The sequence below is a fragment of the Lentzea atacamensis genome (assembly GCF_003269295.1).
Lineage (GTDB): Bacteria > Actinomycetota > Actinomycetes > Mycobacteriales > Pseudonocardiaceae > Lentzea > Lentzea atacamensis.
The window spans coordinates 443,139-466,988 of record NZ_QLTT01000003.1 but is presented as its reverse complement, the minus strand read 5'-3'; the positions used below and the strand labels follow the sequence as shown (position 1 = coordinate 466,988).

General features: G+C 68.6%; 19 protein-coding genes. 11 read left to right on the top strand and 8 right to left on the bottom strand.

The genetic code is table 11. The annotated features are described in order from the left end of the window. Window positions 1-41 precede the first annotated feature (41 nt). The 5 genes from C8D87_RS16645 (at window position 42) to C8D87_RS16630 (ending at window position 6,349) form a co-directional block, all read left to right on the top strand. A complete protein-coding gene (locus tag C8D87_RS16645; protein WP_112227336.1) occupies window positions 42-1,841 on the top strand; it encodes an RICIN domain-containing protein in 1,800 nt (599 codons plus the stop codon). Between the two features lie 109 nt (window positions 1,842-1,950). Further along, on the top strand, window positions 1,951-2,865 hold the full coding sequence (locus tag C8D87_RS16640) for a S1 family peptidase (protein WP_112227335.1): 915 nt from the start codon (window positions 1,951-1,953) through the stop codon (window positions 2,863-2,865). A gap of 255 nt (window positions 2,866-3,120) precedes the next feature. Beyond that, complete coding sequence (locus tag C8D87_RS45120) at window positions 3,121-3,300, top strand: hypothetical protein (protein WP_146771729.1); 180 nt, start codon at window positions 3,121-3,123, stop codon at window positions 3,298-3,300. A gap of 151 nt (window positions 3,301-3,451) precedes the next feature. Then, on the top strand, window positions 3,452-6,028 hold the full coding sequence (locus tag C8D87_RS16635) for a glycoside hydrolase family 9 protein (protein WP_112227334.1): 2,577 nt from the start codon (window positions 3,452-3,454) through the stop codon (window positions 6,026-6,028). Window positions 6,029-6,124: 96 nt separating this feature from the next. Next, the gene (locus tag C8D87_RS16630; RefSeq protein WP_170166450.1) at window positions 6,125-6,349 is read left to right on the top strand and encodes a sigma factor-like helix-turn-helix DNA-binding protein; all 225 of its coding nucleotides are present in this window, start codon (window positions 6,125-6,127) and stop codon (window positions 6,347-6,349) included. Here the strand turns inward: C8D87_RS16630 and C8D87_RS16625 are convergent. Continuing rightward, on the bottom strand, window positions 6,336-7,097 hold the full coding sequence (locus C8D87_RS16625; protein ID WP_112227332.1) for an AraC family transcriptional regulator: 762 nt from the start codon (window positions 7,095-7,097) through the stop codon (window positions 6,336-6,338). The genes C8D87_RS16630 and C8D87_RS16625 overlap by 14 nt on opposite strands. Window positions 7,098-7,167: 70 nt before the next feature. On the opposite strand from C8D87_RS16625, the gene C8D87_RS16620 reads away from it, so the two are divergent. The 3 genes from C8D87_RS16620 to C8D87_RS45920 are packed head-to-tail and all read left to right on the top strand — an operon-like array spanning window position 7,168 to window position 8,431. Beyond that, window positions 7,168-7,989 carry a phytanoyl-CoA dioxygenase family protein gene (locus tag C8D87_RS16620; protein ID WP_215732337.1) on the top strand — a complete coding sequence of 274 codons (822 nt, stop codon included), beginning with the start codon at window positions 7,168-7,170 and terminating at the stop codon, window positions 7,987-7,989. After that, window positions 7,986-8,273, top strand: a complete 288-nt coding sequence (locus tag C8D87_RS16615; protein WP_112227331.1) for a hypothetical protein — start codon at window positions 7,986-7,988, stop codon at window positions 8,271-8,273. The genes C8D87_RS16620 and C8D87_RS16615 overlap by 4 nt, the downstream gene beginning before the upstream one ends. After that, window positions 8,273-8,431 carry a hypothetical protein gene (locus C8D87_RS45920; protein ID WP_170166449.1) on the top strand — a complete coding sequence of 53 codons (159 nt, stop codon included), beginning with the start codon at window positions 8,273-8,275 and terminating at the stop codon, window positions 8,429-8,431. The genes C8D87_RS16615 and C8D87_RS45920 overlap by 1 nt, the downstream gene beginning before the upstream one ends. 45 nt (window positions 8,432-8,476) lie before the next feature. On the opposite strand, the gene C8D87_RS16610 is transcribed toward C8D87_RS45920, so the two are convergent. The 6 genes from C8D87_RS16610 to C8D87_RS16585 all read right to left on the bottom strand — a co-directional run bounded on the left by C8D87_RS16610 (window position 8,477) and on the right by C8D87_RS16585 (window position 17,024). Further along, a complete protein-coding gene (locus tag C8D87_RS16610) occupies window positions 8,477-10,438 on the bottom strand; it encodes a family 43 glycosylhydrolase (RefSeq protein WP_112227705.1) in 1,962 nt (653 codons plus the stop codon). After that, complete coding sequence (locus C8D87_RS16605) at window positions 10,435-12,069, bottom strand: glycoside hydrolase family 27 protein (RefSeq protein ID WP_112227330.1); 1,635 nt, start codon at window positions 12,067-12,069, stop codon at window positions 10,435-10,437. Before C8D87_RS16605 ends, C8D87_RS16610 begins: the two co-directional genes overlap by 4 nt. Before the next feature lie 225 nt (window positions 12,070-12,294). Beyond that, on the bottom strand, window positions 12,295-13,764 hold the full coding sequence (locus tag C8D87_RS16600; protein ID WP_112227704.1) for a non-reducing end alpha-L-arabinofuranosidase family hydrolase: 1,470 nt from the start codon (window positions 13,762-13,764) through the stop codon (window positions 12,295-12,297). Between the two features lie 30 nt (window positions 13,765-13,794). Continuing rightward, on the bottom strand, window positions 13,795-14,814 hold the full coding sequence (locus tag C8D87_RS16595) for a cellulose binding domain-containing protein (protein WP_233442133.1): 1,020 nt from the start codon (window positions 14,812-14,814) through the stop codon (window positions 13,795-13,797). A 259-nt stretch (window positions 14,815-15,073) separates the two neighbouring features. Beyond that, a complete protein-coding gene (locus C8D87_RS16590) occupies window positions 15,074-16,111 on the bottom strand; it encodes a LacI family DNA-binding transcriptional regulator (RefSeq protein WP_112227328.1) in 1,038 nt (345 codons plus the stop codon). A 139-nt stretch (window positions 16,112-16,250) separates the two neighbouring features. Next, on the bottom strand, window positions 16,251-17,024 hold the full coding sequence (locus C8D87_RS16585; RefSeq protein ID WP_112227327.1) for a FadR/GntR family transcriptional regulator: 774 nt from the start codon (window positions 17,022-17,024) through the stop codon (window positions 16,251-16,253). A gap of 405 nt (window positions 17,025-17,429) precedes the next feature. Between C8D87_RS16585 and C8D87_RS16580 the strand changes: the two genes are divergently transcribed. Together C8D87_RS16580 and C8D87_RS16575 are read left to right on the top strand one after the other, a co-directional pair. Beyond that, the gene (locus tag C8D87_RS16580; RefSeq protein ID WP_233442132.1) at window positions 17,430-19,802 is read left to right on the top strand and encodes an RICIN domain-containing protein; all 2,373 of its coding nucleotides are present in this window, start codon (window positions 17,430-17,432) and stop codon (window positions 19,800-19,802) included. 169 nt (window positions 19,803-19,971) lie between these two features. Further along, window positions 19,972-20,373: a hypothetical protein gene (locus C8D87_RS16575; RefSeq protein WP_112227326.1), complete on the top strand. Its 402-nt coding sequence runs from the start codon at window positions 19,972-19,974 to the stop codon at window positions 20,371-20,373. Window positions 20,374-20,460: 87 nt separating this feature from the next. Here the strand turns inward: C8D87_RS16575 and C8D87_RS16570 are convergent, their stop codons facing one another. Continuing rightward, window positions 20,461-21,759: a glycoside hydrolase family 6 protein gene (locus C8D87_RS16570; protein ID WP_112227325.1), complete on the bottom strand. Its 1,299-nt coding sequence runs from the start codon at window positions 21,757-21,759 to the stop codon at window positions 20,461-20,463. 693 nt (window positions 21,760-22,452) lie between these two features. Between C8D87_RS16570 and C8D87_RS16560 the strand changes: the two genes are divergently transcribed. Then, a complete protein-coding gene (locus C8D87_RS16560) occupies window positions 22,453-23,823 on the top strand; it encodes an endo-1,4-beta-xylanase (protein WP_112227323.1) in 1,371 nt (456 codons plus the stop codon). Window positions 23,824-23,850: the final 27 nt, after the last annotated feature.

The window sequence follows — 23,850 nt, the reverse complement described above, 5'->3', positions numbered from 1 at the left end:
GGTTCGAGTCTCCGTCTCCCCTGACCAGTTTCGGAGTCCTCATGGTTCAACGACGAACCAGCACTGCCGTCCTGGCCGTACTGGCATCTGTCTTCGCGTTCGCGGCACCGGCCCACGCCGCCAACGAGTCCATCAGCGTCAACTTCTCCATCACGAACGGCACACCCACCTACCGCGCCTCCGGCTGGATCTACGGCATGACGGAGAACGGCACGGGGCCCGCCGACCACTTCTTCCGCGACGTCAAGTTCCGGTACATGCGTGCCGGCGGCGCCCAGCTCGACAGTCCCGGCGGCTGGGTGTCCGGCAGGTACGACCGACGCTGGAACTCGACGCGCGCCCAGCTGTTGCGCACCCGCGCGCTGGGCGGCGAGTTCGTCCTGCTCCCCCACGACCTGTGGGGTGCCGACGGGTATCCGATCTCGCGCTTCCCCGGCGACAACGGCAACTGGACCGACTACGACAACTTCCTCACCCGCCTGATCAACGACGTGCGGGCGACCGGCGTGCCCGTGCAGTGGGACCTCTGGAACGAACCCAACATCACGCTGTTCTGGAACCGCCCGCAGTCCCAGTACTTCGAGCTGTGGCGGCGCACCTACCAACGCGTGCGTGCGGCCTTCCCCACACAGCTGATCGTCGGGCCGAGCCTCGCGGGCGTGCCGTCGACCGGCGGGTGGTGGCCGCAGTACCTGGACTTCATCCGTGCCAACAACGTCGTGCCGGACATCATCAGCTGGCACTCGCTGCCGGGCGACCCGGTGACGAACGTGGCGGTGGCGAACCAGACGCTCGACGCGCGCGGCATCCCGCACCCGCGGCCGTACCAGATCAACGAGTACGGCGCCGGCAACGAGCAGAACCCCGGCGACGGCTCGTGGTACATCGCACGGCTGGAGCGAGCCGGCGCCGACGGCCTCCGGGCCAACTGGGCGAGCGCCGGGAACCTGCACAACGATCTCGGCAACCTGCTCGTCCGCAACTCCGCGGGACAGCACCAGCCCAAGGGCGAGTGGTGGGTCTACCGGTTCTACGCCTCGCAGACCGGCCAGATCGTCGCCACGACAGCGAGCCAGTCGTACGACTCGTTCGCCACCAAGGCGAACGGCGTGGCGAAGGTCCTCGTCGGCGGCGGCAGCACGACCGGCAACGTCGCGGTCGCCCTGCAACGTCTGGACACCACGACCGGCATCGTGCAGAACAACCAGGTGCGAGTGCTCGTCCAGCGCATCCCGCACAACAACGGTGGTGCCGTCCAGGGCCCCGTCACCGTCCAGAACACGGTGGTGTCGTTGAGCGGCAACGCAACGACGGTCAACGTGCCGCACAACAACGTCGACGAGACGTTCACGATCACGTTGCTGCCGCCCTCGGAGAGCGGTTTCCAGACCGTCGCCGCCGCTCAGCACTCCCAGCAGTGCCTGGACAACACGAACCTCAGCGGTGTCGACGGCAACCTGCAGCAGCAGTTCTACTGCGAGGGCGGTGACCAGCAGCTGTGGAACTTCACCCCGGTGGCCGGCGTGGCCGACACCTACACCGTGGTGAACCAGCAGTCGGGCAAGTGTCTCGACGTCAGCGGCTCATCGACCGCCGACGCCGCCACGGTCGTGCAGAACGCCTGCGCGCCCGGTTCGGCCAGCCAGCAGTACACGCTGCGGAAGGTCACGTACGGCGGCAACGATCCTCACGACTACCAGCTCGTCGCACGTCACAGCGGCAAGTGCGTCGACGTCAACGGGGTCTCCTCGGCCGCCGGCGCCCGGATCATCCAGTGGACCTGCAAGCCTTCCGGCCAGTCAGGTGATCTCAACCAGACCTGGAGGCTCTGGGGCCGCTAGCACGAGACGATCGGAGGCTTGACAAAACCCCAACGGCCCTCCCTGTGAACCATCGAGTCGCTTCCGCCCGTACGCCTCGGCAGAGACTCGATCAAACCGGAGGTCACCGTTGGGCAGGCACTGGAAGAGCCGTGGGATCAAGGGGGCGGCAGCCGCCGTCGGTGTGCTGGTCGTGGCCGCCACGGCGGTCACGATCACCAACACCCAGGCGGCACCCGACGACGAGGAGGCGCCGCTGGCGATCACGAACACCCTGCGGGAGAAGGCGGCGATTCCCGGTACCGCCTGGGCGGTGGACCCCGGCACGAACAAGGTGCTCGTGACCGCCGACAGCACGGTGACGGGTGACCGCTGGAACACCCTGGTCTCCACTGTGGACTCGTTCGGCTCGAGGGCGAAGCTCACCAGGACATCAGGTACGTTCCGGCCGTTCGCCGAGGGCGGTGACGCGATCTTCGCCGGGCGCAGCCGCTGCTCGCTCGGCTTCAACGTCACGACTGCGGACGGGCAACCCGGGTTCCTCACCGCCGGGCACTGCGTGCAGGCCGCGCAACGGATGTCGCTGACGCCCGGTGGCAGGCCCGTCGCGACCGTCCAGGAGTCGACGTTCCCCGGCCAGGGCGACTTTGCGCTGCTCACCTACGACAACGCGAACACCAACGCGCCGAGCGAGGTCGACACCGGCCAGCGGCGCAAGGTCCGGATCGTGCGCGCGGCGGACGCACGGGTCGGCACGCAGGTGCAGCGGATGGGCAGCACGACGGGGCTGCGCTCCGGCCGGGTCACCGCGCTCAACGCCACGGTGAACTATCCGGAGGGCACCGTCACCGGGCTCATCCAGACGACCGTGTGCGCGGAGGGCGGGGACAGCGGTGGTCCGCTGTTCTCGGCCAACGGCAACGCGATCGGCCTCACGTCCGGCGGCAGCGGTGACTGCCGCAATGGTGGCGTGACGTTCTTCCAGCCCGTGCGAGCCGCGCTCGCCGCTGTCGGCGCGCGCATCGGCGGCGGACGGTCCAGTTAGGACATGAGCCCGGCTCCGGCAGTTGGGTGCGCGAAGTTGAGAAGATCGGAGGATAAGTCAGTCTCATGTCTTGACCGCACGTGCTGAGACCGTTCTTATGTGTTATTCAGGCTCTTCGAAGAAGGCTCCCGGACAGCCCGCCGCCAGTGACCACGCACTTCGTGGATCGACGTCCCGGGATGAGTCGGATACATGCTGGAAGCTTCGCCCGTGATGCCACGGCTGACCGGGCGCCACAACGCAGTGGAGCGGCTCATGACAGCGAAGGCTCAAGGCAGTGCGACGCGACGGTTGCCGGCGGCGGTGGGCATGTGCGTGGCGGTGGTGCTGGCCGTGGTGCCGGTGACGACGGTGACGTCACCGGCACCGGCGGCAGCAGCCACCACGGGCCCGTGCGACCGGCAGCAACCAGCAGTGGCCCTTCGGATGACGTAGTCGCCTTTACCGCGCATGGACCGGCGCCATTGGTCCGAGCGGTGTGTCCGGGTAGCGGCTGAACGGCGCTTGTCCACGCCGTTCAGCTCACCCTACGGTCATGTGGGAGCGCTCCCAGAAATCCCGTCGACGAGGACGGAGACCTCACGACATGAGATCGCAACCCCCACGCCTGCTCGCCGCCTCCCTGGTGGCGGCACTTGCCGCGACCACGTTCGCGGCATCGGGCACAGCCTTGGCGGCGGAGTACGAGCGTGTGCTCAACGGCAAGTTCGACAGCGGCTCCGCCGACCCCTGGTGGAGCAGCGCCGGTGTGACCAACCGGGTGACCGGCGGTGAACTGTGCGCGGCGGTCACCGGCGGCACGACCAACCCCTGGGACGCATTGGTCGGACAGAACGGCGTCCCCTTCGAAAGCGGTCAGTCATACACCCTGTCGTTCGACGCGCACGCCACCACGGCACAGACCGTCGCCGCGGCGGCCGGTGAGAGCGTGAGCCCGTACCGGGGCATCGCCCGGCAGGAGTTCGCCGTCACCCCCTCCAAGCAGCACTTCACCTTCACCTTCACGTCCACCCTGGACTTCCCGGACGCCGGAAACGGCCAGGTCGCCTTCCAGCTGGGCGGCCAGCCGGCGGACAACACGATCTGCGTGGACAACGTCTCGCTGATCGGCGGCGTGAAGCCGCCAGGCGGCGTCAACCCCAACCCCACCAAGAAGGTTCAGGTCGACCTCGTCGGGTACGTGCCTGGCCTGCCCAAGCGCGCCACCCTCGTCTCGACCGCCACCACGCCCCAGACCTGGACCCTGAAGAACTCCGCGGGCGCCACCGTGGCCACCGGGCAGAGCACGCCGAAGGGCGCGGACGCGACGTCCGGCGACCCGGTGCACCTGATCGACTTCTCGTCGTACGACACGCAGGGCACCGGCTACACGCTGTCCGTCGGCGCCGACAGCAGCTTCCCGTTCGACATCTCCGCCGACGCGATCAAGCGGCTGCGCTACGACTCGCTCGCGTTCTTCTACCACCAGCGCAGCGGTACCCCGATCGAAGCGCAGTACGTGGGTGACCAGTACGCGCGGCCGGCAGGCCACGTCAACGTCGCGCCCAACCAGGGCGACAACAACGTGCCGTGCCGGGCGGATCTCGCCTGCGGCTACACGCTCGACGTGCGCGGTGGCTGGTACGACGCGGGCGACCACGGCAAGTACGTGGTCAACGGCGGCATCGCGACGTGGCAGCTGCTCAACGCCTACGAGCGAGCATCCCGGATCGGTGACGCGGCGGCGTACCGCGACGGCTCGCTGGCCATCCCGGAGAAGTCCAACGGCGTGCCGGACCTCCTCGACGAGGCCCGGTGGGAGGTCGACTTCCTGCTGAAGATGCAGGCACCGGACGGCATGGCGCACCACAAGATGCACGACGCCGCCTGGACCGCGCTGCCGACCCGCCCCGAGCTCGACGACCAGCCGCGCAGGCTGTCCGCCACCAGCACGGCGGCGACGCTGAACCTGGCCGCGGTGGCCGCGCAGGCCGCGCGTCTCTGGCGCGGCATCGACGCGGCGTACTCCGCGAAGCTGCTCGCGGCGGCACGCAAGGCGTACACGGCGGCGAAGGCGAACCCCGCCAAGCTCGCCGACCCGGCCGACAACGTCGGCGGCGGTGCGTACGACGACAAGACCGTGAGCGACGAGTTCTACTGGGCCGCCGCGGAGTTGTACGCGACCACCGGCGACGCCGCGTACCGGACCGACGTGACCACCTCGTCGCACTACAAGGCGGCCAGCCTGACCAGGGCCGGCTTCTTCTGGGGCGGCACGGCGCCACTGGGCGACATCACCCTCGCCCTGGCACCCACCGGCCTGCCCGCGGCGGACGTCACGGCGATCAAGTCCGCGTTCGCGACCGTGGCGGACCAGCACCTCACCGCGATGGGGCAGATGGGCTACGCGACGCCGTACGACAACAGCGTCGACGGGTACGTCTGGGGCTCGAACTCGGCGGTGCTGAACAACGCCACGGTGCTCGCGCTGGCACACGACTTCACCGGTGCCGCGAAGTACCGGGACGGCGTGTTCGAGGCGCTGCACTACCTCCTCGGCCGCAACCCGCTGAGCACCTCGTACGTGGCGGGCTACGGCGACCAGGCCGTGCAGAACATCCACCACCGGTTCTGGGCCCGGCAGAACGACCCGACGCTGCCGATCGCGCCGCCCGGTTCGTTGTCCGGAGGCCCGAACAGCGCGCTGCAGGACCCGGTGGTCCAGCGGTTGCTGGTCGGCTGCCCGCAGCAGAAGTGCTGGGTGGACGACATCGGCGCCTACTCGGTGAACGAGGTGGCGATCAACTGGAACTCCGCGCTCGCCTGGGTCAGCGGCTGGGCGGCCGAGAAGTCCGGTGCACCGGTCACCAAGCCCGACTACGAGGTCGGCTACAGCGCCAGCAAGTGGGACAACGGCCTGTCGGCGCACGTGAAGCTGACCAACACCGGCACGACCCCGTGGACGGAGTGGAAGCTCGGGTTCGCGTTCCCCGGCACGCAGCGGATCACCACGGGATGGTCGGCGAACTGGAGCCAGACCGGCCGTGACGTGACCGCGACCAACATGTCGTGGAACGGCCGCGTCGAACCTGGCAAGTCCGTCTACATCGGATTCAACGCCTCCGGCAGCGGATCCGATCCGACGGCCTTCACGGTGAACGGAAAGGCGTGCAAGAGCGGCTGATCGGGCTCGCTCCTGGTCCAGCCTGAACCGCTGCCGCACAGGTCGTCGCGCCCGACCTGTGCGGCAGCGCTGTCCGGGAGGCGGGAGGAGACCACTGTGGACGACGACCACGGCAGCATCTCCACCCGGCGCATCGCGGACGCGTTCGCCGGGCTCCTCCCGGAACACCGCGAGGTGATCACGCGGGCCTACCGCGGCGCGTCCGTCACCGAGCTCGCCGACGCGCTGAGCGTGTCCGAGGACATCGTGAAGTCCCGTCTGCACCACGGTTTGCGGGCGTTCCGCAGTGCACTGCAGAAGAACGGCGTCACCGTGCCGTGAACGACCTGCGCAGCGCACGGGGCGACTCCCCCAGCTCGCGGCGGCACACCTTGTTGAACGCCTGCAGGTCGGGGATGCCGACGGCCGCCGCTACGGCGGTGACCGACAGCGTCGAGGCCGTGAGCAGGTGGCGGGCCCGTTCCACCCGGCGGCGCCGGATGTAGGCGACGACCGTGCTTCCCGTGCGGGCGCGGAACAAGCGCGTCAGGTGGTTGTGCGACACACCCGCCACCCTCGCGACGTCCGCGACCGCCAGCGGCGTGGCCAGGTGCGCCTCGATGTGCGCCGCAGCCACCGCGACCGGATCGGCGACCTCGCGGCCGGCCGGGCCCGCGTCGGTGAGCTGCCACAGGACCGTCCACAGGTGAGCGGCGGCCCGCGCCGGTGCCGCCGCGAGAGCGCCCCGCATCAGCCCGGTGAGCAGCGGCCTGTTCGGACCGGCGTCCTGCATCACCGGCGCGGCACGGCGTTCGGTGGTGCCGTCGAGGCGCAGGTGGGCGTAGAGGTGTTCGGACCTGCCGCGGTACCGGTAGCGCACCGCGGTGCCGGGCGGGATCAGGCTCGCGCGGCCGGGCGCGATGCGGTGCACCACGTCACCCACCTCGACCGCGCCTTCGTAGCCGTAGAGGTGCAGCTGCCACAGATCGGGCAGCAGGAAGACGTCCTCCAGCGTCGTGACGCCGTGCACTCCCACACCGATGTCCGCCACCACCGGAGGCTCGCTCAGCGGGAGCACGACCTCATGCACGGTGAAAAACTACCAGTACTGGGTGATTTCAACCCACGCCGAACAAGGACGGCGTACTTACGTTCGTGGCATGCGAACCACCACTCCCCCGCTGCTCACCTCGGTGCAGCTGGCCCGTTTCGTCTCACACGGCTATCTGCGCATGGACGCCGTCGTGCCGGACGAGATGAACCAGGAAGCACTGAAACTGCTCCCGCACGGGATGCCCGGCGTCCCGTACGGCACCCAGATCGCCGACGCCTACCCCGAGGGCTCCTTCCCCCGGCGCCTCCTGGAACTGCCCGCCGTCGCCGGTGCCCTGCAGGCGCTCGTCGGCCCCAGCCCGACCGTGGACCACCACGCGGTGCACGTGCGCGAGCCCCACGAGGGCCACGCCCAGGCGTTGCACGGCGACGCGATCATCGACGTGCGGCCGGACGCGTTCGACGTCCAGCTGATGTACTACCCGCAGCGGGTCAGCCCGGACATGGGCGGCACGCTGGTCGTGCCGGGCAGCCACCTGCGCCGCACCAACGAGAGCGACACCGGCCGTTACCAGAACCTGCGCGGCCAGACCCGCCTGGTCTGCCCGGCGGGCACCGTTCTGCTGCTGCACCACGGAATCTGGCACGGCGGCCGCCGCAACGACAGCGACCTCCGCCGGTACATGTTCAAGATCCGTTTCAACCCGACCGTGCCCCAGGTGCGCCTGTGGGACACCACCGGCATGGCCGATCCCGAGGTCGCCGCCGAGCTCGGGCGGTACTTCCCGTGGTACGAGACCGCGACCGCCCGGCTGGAGATCTACAACCGCGTGCTGCTGTGGCGCGCGCTGACCGGTGATCCGTCGTTCGACATCGAGCACTGGGTCACCCGCGTCACCAACCGTCCGGGGCAGAGGAGCCACGCATGACCCTCCGGCAGCAGGTTCTGGTTCTGTACCTGGCCAACTCCGCCCTCGACTCCCACGTGGTGGGCTGGTCCCGCTACGACGGCACGGGCGCTTCCCAGCCCACCACGGGTGACTCCGACGAGCCTCCCTACCCGGACGGGGTCGCGGCCCTGCGGGACGGCTGGCGTCTCATCCAGGCGTCCCAGCTGCTCCCGCCCCAGCCGGGGGTCGAGTACGGCACCTCGTTCCTCAAGCACGAGTTCTTCTTCGAGAAGCTTTCCCAGGACTCGAGCACACTGGAGTGATGACCGACAAGTGGAAGTCGCTGCCCGAAAGACCGAAACCCGAGGACTGGGTCGAGGAGAAGGACACCAGCCCGCCGCTGCCCGGTGCTCTCGACGAGGCCGAAGCCGGCCGGGAGCTGAGGGAGGCGCGCAACGTCCTCGAACGCGGCGGGTTCTGAGAACAGGCCAACGGTGGGGCGCCCCGAGGACGCCCCACCGGTCCGCTAAGGCTTGGAGATCTCGAACCGCGACACCGTCACCGCGCCGCCCAGCGCCCGCGTGGCGTGGTTGAAGATGCCGAACCGGTAGCCCATGAAGAACTGCCACTCGTTCTTCAACGTGAAGCCGGTGCCGAGCGAGGCGAAGTTCACCCCGTCCGTGCTGTAGGAGAACCGGGCCTGCCTGCCGCTGCCGGGACGGATGTCGGCGTTGGCACGCAACCAGATCCGGGTGCCGGTGAAGTTCGCGCTGGCGATCTCCGTGCCGGTGCCGGTGGTGTTCCAGTTGCCGTCCATGGTCAGGCCGTTGACCATCACCACGCGATTTCGGCCGTTGTCGCGTTTTATCCCGATCCAGGCCGAGGAGTCGCGCAACATCGCGAGGCCGCTGCGGTCACCGTCGCGCATCGAGGTCAGGTCGAGCGTGACGGTGGCCGTGGAGCTCGGGCCCTCGATTCGGTGCGTGAGGGTGTTGCGGGCGTTGTACAGGTCGTTGGTGACGGTCGCCGTGGAAAGCAGCAAACCGTTGTTGACGCTGTACTTCGTGGTGTCGGGGTTGTGGTTCCACTCCCACTGCGGCCCGAGTTTCGTCCCTTCGAAGGTGTCCACGCCGATCATGGGTTTCACCTGGCGTGGTGGCGCCGGCAGGTTCGGCATCGGGTAGTTCACGCCCCAGCGGCCGTTGACGGTCGTGAGGCGCGGCCAGCCGTCGGCGGTCCAGGTGATCGGCGCGAGCACCGGGACGCGGCCGCCGGGATAGGCGTCGACGAAGGCCATGTAGTACCAGTCGCCGTTCTGCGTCTGCACCATCCCGCCCTGGTGCGGCACTCCGCCGCCCTGGATCGGGCCCGGTAGGTCCAGCAGCACCTGTTGCACGGTGTAGGGGCCGAACGGGTTGGACGCCTTGAGCACGTACTGGCCGTTCGCGGGCCGGGTCAGCCAGATGTAGTAGCTGCCGTTGCGCTTGTAGAACCGGGCGCCTTCCAGGGTGCCGATGTTCTGCGGTGTCTGGAACACCTGCTGGGACCGGACCTCGGACTTCCCGTCCGCCGAGAGCTGCGCGACGCTGATCGTGGTGTTGCCGTAGGCGACGTACATCGTGTCGTTGTCGTCGATCAGCATACCGGCGTCGTAGTAGCACTTGGGGATGGTGGACAGCTTGGACCACTGCCCGTCCACCGCGGCGGCGGTGTAGATGTGGGTCTGGGCGAAGTCGATGCACCCGCCCCAGTAGAACGTCTTGTTGCTCTTGCGGTGGTTCAGGAACGACGCCCAGATGCCCCGGACGTAGCCGCGGCCGCCGTTGAGGTCGTACTTGGCGCCGAAGTCCAGGCGTGGCACGGAGTGTCCCGCGAACTCCCAGTTCACCAGGTCGTAGGAACGCAGGATCGGCGCGCCTGGCGAGTAGTGCATGGTCGACGCCGAGTAGTAGTACGCGTCGTCCACGCGGATGATGTCGATGTCCGCGAAGTCCTGCCACAGCACCGGGTTCGTGAACGACGCGGGCCGGGGTGTGGTCGTGGTAGTCGTGGTAGTCGTGGTCGTCGTGGTGCTGGTGGGCGTTCCGGTGCCGTTGCAGGCGGTGCCGTTCAGGCGGAACGACGAAGGATCGGGGTTGGCCGAGGTGAACGAGCCGTTGAAGCCGAACTCGACCTTGCCGCCGGTGGGCACGGAGGCGTTGTAGGAGACGTTGCGCGCGCTGACCTGGTCACCGCTCTGCGTGATCTCGGCGTTCCAGTGCTGGCCCACCTTCTGGTCGCCGGCGTACGTCCACTCGAGCGTCCAGCCCGTGATCGCGTCGCCGGTGTTGGTGATGGACACGGACGCGCCGAAGCCGCCCTGCCACTCGGAGGTCTTGGTGTAGGTCACCGAACAGCCGGGAGCCGCCTGTGCCGCAGTGCTCGCGGCGAGCCCCGCGGCCACGAGGGTGAGCGCGGCCATCACCGCCGCCAGCGGTGCCCGCCTCATGATCGTGCCCACTTCTGGTTGGCCTGGCCGTTGCAGGTCCACAGCACGATCCGCGAGCCGTTGGCGGTGCCGGACCGTTCGACGTCCAGGCACAGGCCGCCGTTGGCGTTGCGGACCGATCCGTCGGCCTGGACCGTCCAGCGCTGGTTCGCCTGACCGTTGCACTGCCAGCTGATGACACGGGTGCCGTTGGTGGTGCCCTGGTTGTAGGCGTCGAGGCACTTGTCGCCGAACACGCGGATCTCACCGTTGGGCCAGGTGGTCCACTGCTGGCTCGCAGCCGTGTGGCAGTCCCAGATCACGGTGTTGGCACCGGCGGCGGTGGAGGCGTTCTCGAGATCGAGACAACGGTTGGACGACGTGCTGCGCAGCCGGGCGGTGGTGGCCGCTATCGGGCTGCCGCCGCTCACCCGGTACGCGGCCACGCCGTGTGCCGGGACGGAGGCGGAGATCGCGCCAGAAGTGGTGGACGTGCCACCGGTCCACAGGTCGGTGAGCGTGAAGCTGGTGCCCGACAGGCCGATCTGGGCGGCCGTGGTGGACACGGTCGCGGTGCCGTTGCCGCGGTTGAACAACCCGACGGCGACCGAGCCGTCCGAGAGCGGCTTGGCGAACACCTCGGTGGCGCCGTCGTCCCGCACGCGGCGGCCTCCGGCACCGAGCTTGTCCTGGTTCACGGCGATCAGGCGCTGGTTGCGCAGGATCGCGCTCACGTCACCGGACATGGTGCGGATGTCGTTGCCCGCCATGAGCGGCGCGGCCATCAGCGCCCACAACGCGAAGTGCGAGCGGGACTCGGTGAGGGTGAGCCCCGGGCGTCCGACGACGAGCATGTCCGGGTCGTTCCAGTGGCCGGGGCCTGACTGGACGGCGAGCGGGGCGGTGATGTCGACGACGTTGCCCACGCCCATCGGATAGCTGTTGACGTTGCCGTTCTGCCAGATGTCCAGCAGGTCCTCCGTGGTGCGCCACAGGTCGGCGACCTCGCCCCAGTTGTACTTGTCGCCGGTGGGCGCGTGGAAGCTGTTGGAGTTGATGCTGTAGACGATCGGGCGGCCGGTGGCGCGCAGGGCGTCACGCATGATCGTGAACCGGGCGACCTGCTCGTCACGGGTGCCGCTGCCCGAGCACCAGTCGTACTTCAGGTAGTCCACTCCCCACGACGCGAACGACCGCGCGTCCTGGACCTCGTGGCCCTTGCTGCCGGTCGAGCCGGGGTGCGTGCCGACGCCCTGCGCGCACGTCTTCTCGTTCGGTGCCTGGTAGATGCCGAACTTCAGCCCGCGCGCGTGGATGTAGTCGCCCAGCGCCTTCATCCCGCTCGGGAACTTCGTGGGATGCGCGCGCAGGTTGCCGGCGGAGTCGCGCTGCGGGTCGAACCAGCAGTCGTCCACGACCACGTACTGGTAGCCGGCGTCGCGCATGCCCGAGGACACCATCGCGTCCGCGGCCTGGCGGACCTGCGCCTCGGTGATGCCGCAGCCGAAGCTGTTCCAGCTGTTCCAGCCCATCGGCGGGGTCACGGCCGGGCTGCCTGGAGCGGCGTGCGCGACGGGCTGTGCGGTGATGGTCGCGGCCGCCACCAGCACGGCGGCGACGGGGTGCGGCAGTCTCCTGGACCGGGTGGGCATCGGTGCCCCTCTCTGGTGCTGTGACCGCCGGCGTTCTCCCCGCGTTTCGACGGTCGGACGGGTGCATCGTGGCGCCGGCCCCGCCCGTCACAACGGGCAGGCGGGACCGGTGTCGCGAGGTGATCTGCTGAGCGCCGGGTGACGCGGTGAAGGCCGGCTGTCACCGCACTCAGCGAGGGGTGACGCCGCCGGTGCGGGTGTTCCGGCGGCGTCTGTCCTGGGGTGTCAGCAGGTCGAGTTGGTCTGGGTCAGCAGGCCGAGCTTCCAGGGCAGGCGGTTGTAGTCACCACCCGCGTTGGGATCCATGCCCTGATAGAGGAAGCGTAGATTGCACGGACTGATCTCCATCGTCTGGTCGATGCCGGTGCGGATCATCTCGCCGTGGCTGATGTCGCGCGTCCACTGTCCATTTGGGAACGTGGTGTTGTTGTGCCTGGCGAACGGGTTCGACTCCTCGGCGGCCAACGGGGTCCACGGACCGGTGATCGCCGGAGCGGTCCAGGTGCGGAACCAGCGCCTGCCGTCCGATCCGATCGCCTCGTGCACCAGCAGGTACTGGTTCTTGCCGGCGATCTTGTAGACGTTGGAGGCCTCGAACAACCGGTTGCGGTTCGAGTCCTGCATCGCGATGACGGTGTTGGTGAACCCGTTGGGGAACTGCGCCATCGTCGTCTCGGACCGGTAGAGGTGGCCGTTGTCGTCGGACGAGAACAGGTAGCACTTGGCGTTGTCGCAGACGACCCAGAAGTCGACCCAGTAGCCGTTGCCGATGTTGTCGCGGATGATCTGCGGCATCCCGTTGGCGTAGAAGTGCTTCGGTGCCGACCACGACGACGGGTTGGAGATGTCCGTGGTTGTCGAGTACGACGCGTTGTCTCCCGTTTGGTACACCAGGTACCACAGGCGTTGTGGCGCGAAGTAGAACACGTGCGGCGCGGCCTTGTAGCCACCACCGACAGCTGTGCGGTCCAGGTAGTGGTGCTGCGCCGAGGCGGCCTGCGACCAGTCGCTGAAGCTCGTGTAGATCAGGTTGTAGCCGGTGGTGTAGACCGAGGCGAACACGTGGTACTTGCCGTTGTGGTACACGACGCTCGGGTCCTTGACCGAGTGGACGGTCGGGTGCGCGCCGTCCGGCTTCGGGCTCATCAGCACGCCGCTGGAGGACCACCGGAAACTCGACGGCAGGTTGCCGACGGGCGGATTGCCCGTAGTGGTCGTGGTGGTCGTCGTCGTGGTGGTCGTCGTCGTGGTGGGGCCGACGTCTCCGGTGCACAGGGTGCCGTTGAGCGTGAACGCCGTGGGGTTCGGGTTGTTCGTGCCGGTGGCGGAACCGTTGAACCCGAACTCGACCTTGCCGCCGGTCGGGATCGACGCGTTGTAGGAGAGGTTGCGCGCGGTCACGTCGGCCCCTGACTGGGTCGCGTCGGCGTTCCACGCCTGCTTGACCTGCTGGCCGGCGGCGAAGCTCCAGGTCAGGGTCCAGCCGTTGATCGCGTCACCGAGGTTGGTGATGCTGACGTTCGCGGTGAACCCACCGTCCCATTGCGACGGTGCCGAGTAGGTCACCGAACAGCCGGGTGCGGCCGCGGCGGGAGGAACCGTCGCCGCCGCCATCGCGGACACCGCGAGGAGCGGTACCGCGGCCATGACCGCCAGCCGGGCCCGCGTGGAGTTCAGCAGTCGTGCGAAGAACATGATCACCCTTCGTCGTCGGAGGGATCGGGGTCACGGGCTGGAGCAGGTGGCGGTACCGATCGCCGCCGTGCCTTGACCGGAGGCGATGAAGCCGAAGCCGGCGGAACCGCCGGGGCTGACCGTGCCGTTGTAGTGGGCGTTGGTGACCGTGACCGAACCGCTGGCCGTGCCACCCCAGACCTGCGTCACCGTGTGGCCGCCCGGCAGGGTGAACCGCACGGTCCAGCCTGTGATGGCCGACGCGGTGGGGTTGGTGACGGTGACCTCGGCCTGGAAGCCACCGCTCCAGGTACCGGTCACCCGTGGCGTCGCGGTGCACGAGCCGCCGGGCTGCTGCGGGTCGCCGATGCTGCCGGGCACCGACGACAACGCGTTGAACCAGACCGTGGCCATCTTGCTGTAGCCGGCGGCGTTCGGGTGGATGCCGTCCGGCAGGTCCGAGATCGGCACCGCCGGGTACATGTCCACGACGTGCACCCGCTTGCCCGCCGCCGCCTTCGCCCGCAGCAGCGGCACGATGGCGGCGTTGTAGTTGCGCACGGTGGCGTCGGCGAACCGGATCGGGATGATCGTCGAGACGAACACGTCCGAGGCCGGTGCCTGGCTGGTGATCTTGTCCACCAGCGCGGAGAGCCGCCGCGGCGCGCCCGCCGGATCGCTGCCGTACATGTCGTTGGTGCCGATGTGCAGCAGGATCGTGCGTGGGGTGTAGGTACGCAGCCAGTTCACGACCTGCGCGTCGACCTGCGCGATGGTCCAGCCGGGGTGGCCCTCGTGGTTGCGGTCGGGCATGCTGCCCGGTCCGTCCGTCATCGAACCCACGAGGTCGACCGTGCGCCCGGCGTTGCGCAGCTTCGTGGCGAGATCGAGCCGATAGCCACCGATCGAGCCGCCCTGGGTGATCGAGTCGCCCAGCGGCATCACGCGCACCGGGGCGGCCGCGACCATCTCGCCTGCTTTATCCGCAGTGGACTCATCGGCGGCCGCAGGCGACGCCGTCAGCAGGACTGCGGCGAACACTCCGCACAGCGCCTTCGGCGGGCTCGGCATGAAGAGCCTTCCCGGGAGACCGAGGTGACAGGGCCAGGGTCTCCCTGCGTCGTCGTTGACCAGAAGTCAGCGGCAGGGGGCGACTTCCAGCAATGTAACGACGGCGTCACACACGGTCAAAGCTAAAGTTGTGAGCGCTCACTTTTAGCTATCCACCATCGACGATGTCGAATTTTCATTCGATTCAAGGAAAGGGCTCGACCCTGCACAGCGCGTTGAGACTGAAGCCGCCCTTGCGCTGTTAGCGTGAACATCAGGTTCACCCGCGCGGTGCCGCCACCGAGCCGCCCTGACGCACCGGCATCGGCACGCGGTGGGTCATCGGCACACGGGCGCCGCGACCGCGAACCACCAGATCCACCAGGACCTTGACCGCCCGCACGCCGAGCTCGTAGTGCGGCAACGCGACCGTGGTCAGCCGCGGCCGCATCCACGAGGCGATCGGGTGGTCCTCGAACCCGATCACCGAGACGTCCTCCGGCACCGAGAGCCCGGCTTCGGTGAGCGCCTGGTACGCCCCGGAAGCCAAGCGGTCGTTCAGGCACACCAGCGCCTTGGGCCGGCGCTCGCGCAGCAGGTCCGCGGTGGCCTCGTAGCCGTGCTCCTGTGTCCACTTCGGACACCACCGCGCGCCGGCGACCTCGGCGCCCGCCTCCTCGAAGACCTCGCGCAGGCCGAGGAGTCGTTCCGCGGCCGCGACGCCGTGGGGAGGGACGTCGCACGTTCCCGGCCCTGCGCCGATCAGGTGAATGTCGCGGTCGTGCCCCGCCTCGACGAGAACGCGCGCGGCCGAACGACCCGCCTGCACCTCGTCCGGCAACACCGACGGCGCCGCCGTGCGGGTCGCGGGGGTGGCGTTGAGCAGCACGGCGGGCCCGTCGTACAGGCCGTCCGGAACAGTGACCGTCCTGGTGTACATGGAGGCGAACACCACGCCGTCCGCACGCCGGTCGCGCATGGCGTCGGCCAGCGCCCGCTCCACCACCGGATCTCCGCCGGACTCTCCCACGAACAACATGAAACCGTGCCGGTACGCGGCATCCACCGCGCCCTTGACCATGTCACCGGTCCAGCCGGACGAGGCCACGGTGTCGGACACGAACCCGATCGTCTGCGTCCGCCCGGCACGCGGCCCCGCGTTCACGGTGCTGCGCCGATAACCCAGCTCCTGTGCCGTCGAACGCACTCGCCGCTCGGCCTCCGCCGAGATGCGCAGCTCCCGCGCGCGTCCGGTCAGCACGAGTGACGCTGTCGTGATCGACACTCCGCTCGCCGCCGCGACGTCAGCCAGGGTCACGCGCGTCCGTCCCACCGCCGATCCGCCTCCCGTTGCCGTGCGGGCCCGGCCGCCTCTCGCGGCCGGATTCCACAAAATGCTTGTGAGCACACGTCTTCGCCGGACAGCCCTGGCGGAGGGAACCGCCCGGCGGACGCTCTCACCGCTTCAGCCGGCCGGGATCCCCGCCCTCACCGCGCCGCACGAGCCAGGCCTCGGTGATGTGCGTGCACATGGCGTCGGCCGCACCGGCCGGGTCCTTGCCGGCGATGTGCTCGTAGATGCGGCGGTGCCCGGCGTTGGAAGCCTGGCACAGCTCGCGGCTGCTCTTGCCCAGGTAGCCGGCCGTGGTGATGGCCTGCGCCTCGAGCGAGCGCACGACGCCTCTGGCGATGCGGTTCCCCGACGCCTGCATGATCGCGTCGTGGAAGAGGCGGTCGTGCTCCTCGTACGTGGCGACGTCGTCGACGAGCTCGTCCATCCTGTCCACCAGTTCCCGCAGGCGGTCGAGGGTGTCCTGACCAGCCGTCTGCGCGGCGACCTGCGCCATGTCGGACTCGAGCAACCGCCTGGTCACCACGAGGTCGTCGAGGACGGCGAGGGTCTCGTCCTCGGCGATCGAGGCGGCGAGCACGAGCTCGTCGAGCATGTTCCACTGCACCGGCGGGCTGACCATCGTGCCCGCGCCCTGGCGGACCCGGACCAACCCCTTCTCCTGCAGCACCTTCACCGCCTCGCGGATCACCGTCCTGCTCACCGAGAAGGTCTCGCAGAGCACCGGCTCCGGAGGCAGCGTGACACCGGAGGGGTAGTCGCCGCGGACGATCCGCTGCACGAGCTCCGCGGTGACCGCCGCGGCGAGGCTGGCAGGTCTGCGCGTCCATCCCGGGGTCTCCGACGTTCCCGGTCCCGGCTGCCGACCTGTCGCTGCCATCTGTGACTCCGTTGCGCCGCGGCCTCGTGATTGGACTCCACAGTATACGTAACACCATTGACGTCACACGTCATACGAGTTAGTTTTCGCTTGTTCCGCAACCGGCCGGACGGCCGGCTTGGTCGGGGGAGAAGTGAGCCGCAATGAAGCAGCGCCCACTCCGGTTCGCAGGAGACATCGTCGAATTCGACGCCCTGCCGTTCGACACGTCGCAGGGCCCCGTTTGATCCGCGGAACCAGGCCGAAGAGCTGACACGGCTCCACCTGAGCAGGTCCGCGCGCGTCGCGCCAGGTCGTGCACGCCCTCGCTCCAGGTTGCGCATCAACGTCCACAGAGGACACGGAACTGCCCCGTCCGCCGCCACGGGAGGCCGATCCAGCCGCATCCACCCTCAGGAGGTCCCCTTGCCCACGTCCTCGTTCCCCGCAGTGCGGCGGCGACTCGCGTTAGCCGCCACGGTGGTGGTGGCCGCCGCGATCGCCACCGCTCCCCCTGCTTCCGCCGCCACGACGACCCTCTACGCCTCCCCTTCCGGCTCGGGCACCGCTTGCACCGCCGCTGAGCCGTGCTCGCTCTCGGGGGCTCAGGCCGCGGTGAGGTCCCGCAACAGCACGATGTCCGGCGACATCGTCGTCGAGCTCGCCGACGGCGTGTACCGCGTCTCGCAGCCGTTGCGGTTCACCGCCGCGGACTCGGGCAACAACGGCTACCGCGTGCTGTGGCAGGCCGCCGCGTCGGCGCGTCCCGTCATCAGCGGCGCCAGGGCGGTCACCGGGTGGTCGGTCGCCGACGCCGGGAAGAACATCTGGCGCGCGAACGTCGGCACCGGTGTCGACAGCCGCCAGCTGTACGTCAACGGCGCGATCGCCACCCGCGCGCGAACGCAGGTGAACCGTGCCGACTTCACGTTCACCGACACCGGCATGCGGTTCTCGAACAGCGCGCTGAACTACCTCAACAACCTCGCGAACCAGAACCGCGTCGAGGTGGAGAGCGTCAACTCGTTCACCGACAGGTACTCGCCGGTGCAGAGCATCAGCGGCAACTTCCTCACGATGCAGCAGCCCGCGTGGAACAACAACACCTTCGGCTACGACACGCTCAGCAGGCCGCACCGGGCGGGCCCGCTCTACCTCGCCAACGCGTACGAGTTCCTCGACGCGGCCGGTGAGTGGTACATCAACCCCGGCACCGGAGTGCTCTACTACATCCCGCTCGCCGGCCAGAACATGAGCGACGTCAGCGTCGAACTGCCGGTCGTGCAGTCGCTCGTGAACGTCGGCGGCACCTACGACGCCCCGGCACGCAACATCACGTTCGGCGGCATCACCTTCACCGGCACGTCGTGGCTCGGCCCCAGCAGCAACCAGGGCTTCGCCGACCAGCAGACCGGTGCGTACATGACGGGCAACTGGAACTGGCCCGCCGACCGGATCAACTCGTGCCAGCAGGGCTGTGCGCAGTTCGAGGCGACGCGGCCGCACTGGTCCCAGATGCCGGCGGCGGTGCAGGTCTCGGCGGCCAGCGGCATCACCTTCACCGACTCCCGGTTCTTCAACCTCGGCCAGACGGCGATCGGCATCGGCAACGACGCCAACGCACACGCGAGCGGGGTCGGCCTGGGCGCGTCCGGCATCACGGTCACCCGGTCGGAAATCGCCCGCACCTCGGCCGGCGGCGTCATCGTCGGCGGCGTGCGTGCCGACGCGCACCACCCGAGCGACCAGCGGATGGTCAACCGGGACATCACGGTCAGCCACAACCGCATCCACGACATCGCCGTGGAGTACCGGGGCAACGTGTCGGTGCTCAACACCTACGTCAACACGGCCACCGTGGCGCACAACGAGATCTACAACCTGCCGTACTCCGGCCTGTCCCTCGGTTACGGCTGGGGCTCCAACGACGCGGGCGGCAGCAACCACTACGCCAACCGCGGCCTGTACAACTACCAGCCGCGCTACTCGACGCCCACCACGGCGTCCAACAACCGGCTCATCAACAACTACGTCCACGACGTCATGCAGCAGATGACCGACGGCGGCTGCATCTACACCCTCGCCTGGAACCCGAACGCGGAAATCAGCGGCAACTACTGCCTGCGCACCAACGGCTGGTTCGGGCTCTACTTCGACGAGGGCTCCAAGTACTACCGCGCCACCGGCAACGTCTTCTCCAACACCGGCACCTGGGCCACCGCCAACTACTGGGGTGGCGAGAACATGGGCAACTGGACGGTCACCAACAACTGGTCGACCAACAACAGCACCAACGTGACCAACGGCGACCGAGGCAACGTCGTCAACGGCAACGTCCACGTCACCAACAACAACTGGCCGGCCGGAGCCCAGGCAGTGATGGCGAACGCCGGACCGGGCGGCAGCAGCGGTGGCAGGGAGAACGTCACCGTCGTCGGTGCCCAGTCGGGTCGCTGCCTCGACGTGGCCAACATCAGCAACGGCACCCGGGCCCGGCTCTGGGACTGCAACGGTGGCGCGAACCAGCGGTGGAACCACACCGCCTCCAGGCAGCTGACCGTGCAGGGCAAGTGCCTCGACGCCAGTGGCAACGGCACCACCAACGGCACGGCGGCGATCCTCTGGGACTGCCACGGCGGCACCAACCAGCAGTGGAACGTCAACGCCAACGGCAGCATCACCGGCGCGCAGTCCGGGCTGTGCCTCGACGCCAGCGGCAACGGGACCGCCAACGGCACGCTGATCCAGCTCTGGGCGTGTCACGGTGGCACGAACCAGCAGTGGACCCTGCGCAGCTGACGCTCTGACGCGGGGCCGGGGGTACCGCCCGGCCCCGCGTTCAGCAGAAGACTGCGGAACTCGTTCCGAAGGCTGATGAAGTCCAGGCGTGGGCGGGTTCCGCACCCCCTGACCTCCGGAAATCGGCATGTCACTCTGGCGGCGCCGACACGTTCCGAGAGGATCAGCAATGCCGAAGTTCACACCACTCGCAGTCGCACTGGCCGCCGCGGCAGCCGCCCTCGTCCTGGCTCCCGCCGCCCAGGCCGACTCCCCCGCGGGTCAGCACATGGTCGCGTTCTCGAAGGTGCCGAACGAGACCCGCAGCGTCCTGATCGAGCGCTCGGACAACTCGAGCGCCCCGAGCTCGACCGTCTGCCTGCGCAACCTGCCGTCCGGGCAGTCGTACAAGTCCAGCGTCCACGTCGACAACTACTCCACCCCTGAGCTCACCTTCTACTCCTCCGGTGACTGCTCGCGCGGTGCGCAGAGCAGCGGGTTCATCGACGTCAACAAGGACAACCTGGCCTACGTCTGGGTGTCGTGGCGGACCTACCACCCGTACTGGGGCCACGTCGGCCTGGCGGGCTGAACCCATCGGTCCACACGCGACGGTTCCCCGTCCCGGCCGGGGTGATGGCCGGGACGGGGAACCGTTTTTCTCCCTGTCGCCAGGAGGTCAGGAGCAGCCGATGCCGTTCAGCACCGGTGAGGAGAACGGCGGAGTCGGCCCGCTGTAGTTCGCGTTGTACCCGATGGTCGTCTGACCACCGGTCGGCAGCGAGCCGTTCCAGGCCGCGTTGGCAACGGTGACCGTGTCGCCGTTGTCCTTCCACGTCCCGTTCCAGCCCTGCAGGACGGTCATGCCGGGAGCCGAGAACGTGAAGGTCCAGCCGTTGACGGCGGCGCCGCGGTTCTCGATCACGATCTCCGCGCTGTAGCCGCCCTGCCACTGGCTGAGCAGGCGATGGCTCGCCCGGCAGCCGCCACCGGGGTTGTTGCCCGTGGTCGTCGTGGTGGTCGTCGGACCGGGGCCTGCCGCGGTCGCGAGCTCGTAGGCCCGCTGGGGCACGAACTGACCGGCCGGCGCGATGCAGCCGTCCGCCTCACCGGGCAGCTTGACCCACAGGAACGCGTCGATCCGCGAGTCGCCCGTGTTGACCGTGCTCGGGGTGCCGATCGCCCTGCCGGGAGGGTCGCACCACTCGCTGCCCGCCGCGCCGTTGCCGTTGCGGCTGGTGTCGATCACGGCCTTGAGGCGGCTGTCCCCGACGGCGTTGAGCACGTTCTTGGCGAAGTTCACCTCGTTGGACGTGTAGTGGTAGTTCGACACGTTCGTCGAGATGCCGTCCGCACTGTTGGAGATGTCCGCGCCGCGCAGGCGGTTCGCGGCCTCCGAGGGGTTCAGCCACGCGCTGTGGCCGATGTCGAAGTACACCTTGGCCCGCGCCGAACCGGACTTGAGCTTCTTGCCCGCGTACGCCATCGACGCCTTGGTCTGGTTCTGCTGGTCGGCGTTCTGGCAGTTCGTCATCAGCGGCAGCACGTCGGGTTCGAGCACGATCGTCGCCGGACGCCCGGCCAGCCCCGCGGCCACCTCGTCCACCCACGCCCGGTACGCCGCGTGCGAGGGCGCCCCGCCGCCGCTGGGGCCGCCGCAGTCGCGGTTGGGGATGTTGTAGACCACCAGGATCGGGATCTTCCCCGCCGACGCCGCCGCGCCGACGAAGGAGCTGACCTCCGAACGGACCGACGAGGTGTTGGTGGTCGTGTACCACCGCGCCTGCGGCACCGAGGCGATCCGGTCGCGGATGACCGCTGCGCGCGAGTCGCCGGGGTTGGCGGCCACCCAGCGCGCGCTGGAGCTCGACGGGTCGACGTAGAACGCCGACTCGGCGGCGCTGACCGAGGCGCCTCCGCCCACGGTCAGGGCGACGGTGCCGGCCACGAGCACGCAGACGGCCGCGCAGGCGCCCATCGCCGGCTTCCACCGCCTCGTCTGGTCGTTTCTCGGGATGCCGGGTGAATGCGGCTGGGATGAGGGGGAGCTCATTCAAGTCCTCGCAGCGTCGTTGCTGGTGCAGTGCGGAGCGGAACAGGAGGGTGAGAGCGCTCTCACAACCGGCGTGGAGGATCCCGGCCGCAGTCGCGGCACGGTGGATCGCCGCCGGGGAGAGCGAGTCCGAGCTCCGGGTCAACGTAGCCACGGCGACATCGAGCGTCAACGCTAAAATGTTAGCGCTAACTTTAGCAATATCCATTTGCTCGACTTGTCGTTCAGAAGTGGTTCAGGCCATTTGGCATGCGGATTGGGAGCGCTCCCTTCTTTTTGTACCCCATTTGGCTCAATCTTTCGGCAAAATTCGTAGTGACTTCTTGTGAGCGCGAACACGTAGCTGCAACACTCCAGCACGGCGAGCCCCTCGCGGCCCCTCACCACACTCATCGGCACGTGAGTGAAGGAGATGGCAGTGAACACTTTCGGTTGGCACCGAAGACATTCCGGCCCCGACGCCCGCCTGCCACTGCGCCGCGGGTGACGGCGCAGCGCACCTGAGCGGATCCACGCGCACACGAGCCCCGGTAGCGCCGCACCGGACCTCGCCACGTGCGCTCGGATCGTCCTGCCCATCACGCCCGCATTCCGGGCGAGTTCTCGAAAGTGTGGAACATGAAACTGACAGCGAGGTCAGTGTCACTTGTCCCGATCGTCTCGACAGTCGCGGCGGCGGCACTCGGCGCATCCCTGATCATGGCCGGCAACGCGAACGCCGCGACCACGCTCGGCGCGGCGGCCCAGCAGAGCGGCCGCTACTTCGGCACGGCGGTGGCCGCGGGCAGGATGGGTGACTCCACCTACATGGGGATCCTGAACCGCGAGTTCGACATGGTCACGGCCGAGAACGAGATGAAGATGGACGCGACCGAGCCGAGCCAGGGCCGCTTCACCTACGGCAACGCGGACCGGATCGTCAACCACGCGCGCAGCCGCGGCATGCGGGTGCGCGGGCACGCGCTGGCGTGGCACTCGCAGCAACCAGGCTGGATGCAGAACATGTCCGGCTCGGCGTTGCGCAACGCGATGCTCAACCACGTCACCCAGGTCGCGACCTACTACCGCGGCAAGATCTACGCCTGGGACGTGGTGAACGAGGCCTTCGCCGACGGCAGCAGCGGCGCACGGCGTGACTCGAACCTGCAGCGCACCGGCAACGACTGGATCGAGGCCGCGTTCCGCGCCGCCCGTGCGGCGGATCCCGGAGCGAAGCTCTGCTACAACGACTACAACACCGACGACTGGTCGCACGCCAAGACCCAGGCCGTCTACCGGATGGTGCAGGACTTCAAGGCCCGCGGCGTCCCCATCGACTGCGTCGGCCTGCAGTCCCACTTCAACGCCCAGAGCCCGGTTCCGTCCAACTACCAGACGACCCTGCAGAACTTCGCCAACCTCGGCGTGGACGTGCAGATCACCGAGCTGGACATCGAAGGATCCGGCAGCGCGCAGGCGTCCAACTACGACCGCGTGACGCGGGCCTGCCTCGCCGTCTCGCGGTGCACCGGCATCACCGTGTGGGGCATCCGCGACAGCGACTCGTGGCGCGCTTACGGCACCCCGCTGTTGTTCGACAACAACGGCAACAAGAAGCCCGCCTACACCTCGGTCCTCAACGCGCTGAACGCGGGCGGTCCTGGCCCGACGACGACCACCACGACAACGACCACGACCACGACGTCCAACGGCCCCGGTCCCGGCGACTGCACCGCCTCGGTGTCGCTGAACCAGTGGAACGAGGGTTTCGTCGCCACGATCAAGGTCACCGCCGGATCCTCCGCGCTGAAAGGCTGGCGGGTCACGACGACCCTCTCGAACGGCACGGTCACGAATTCCTGGAGTGCCAACCGCAGCGGCACGAGCGGAACCGTCAACTGGACCAATGTGGACTACAACGCCAACGTACCGGCCGGCCAGTCCACCGAGTTCGGTTTCCAGGGCACGGGCAGCGGATCGGGGCTCAACCCGACCTGCTCCGCGAGCTGACGTTCGCATCACAACAACCGGAGGAAC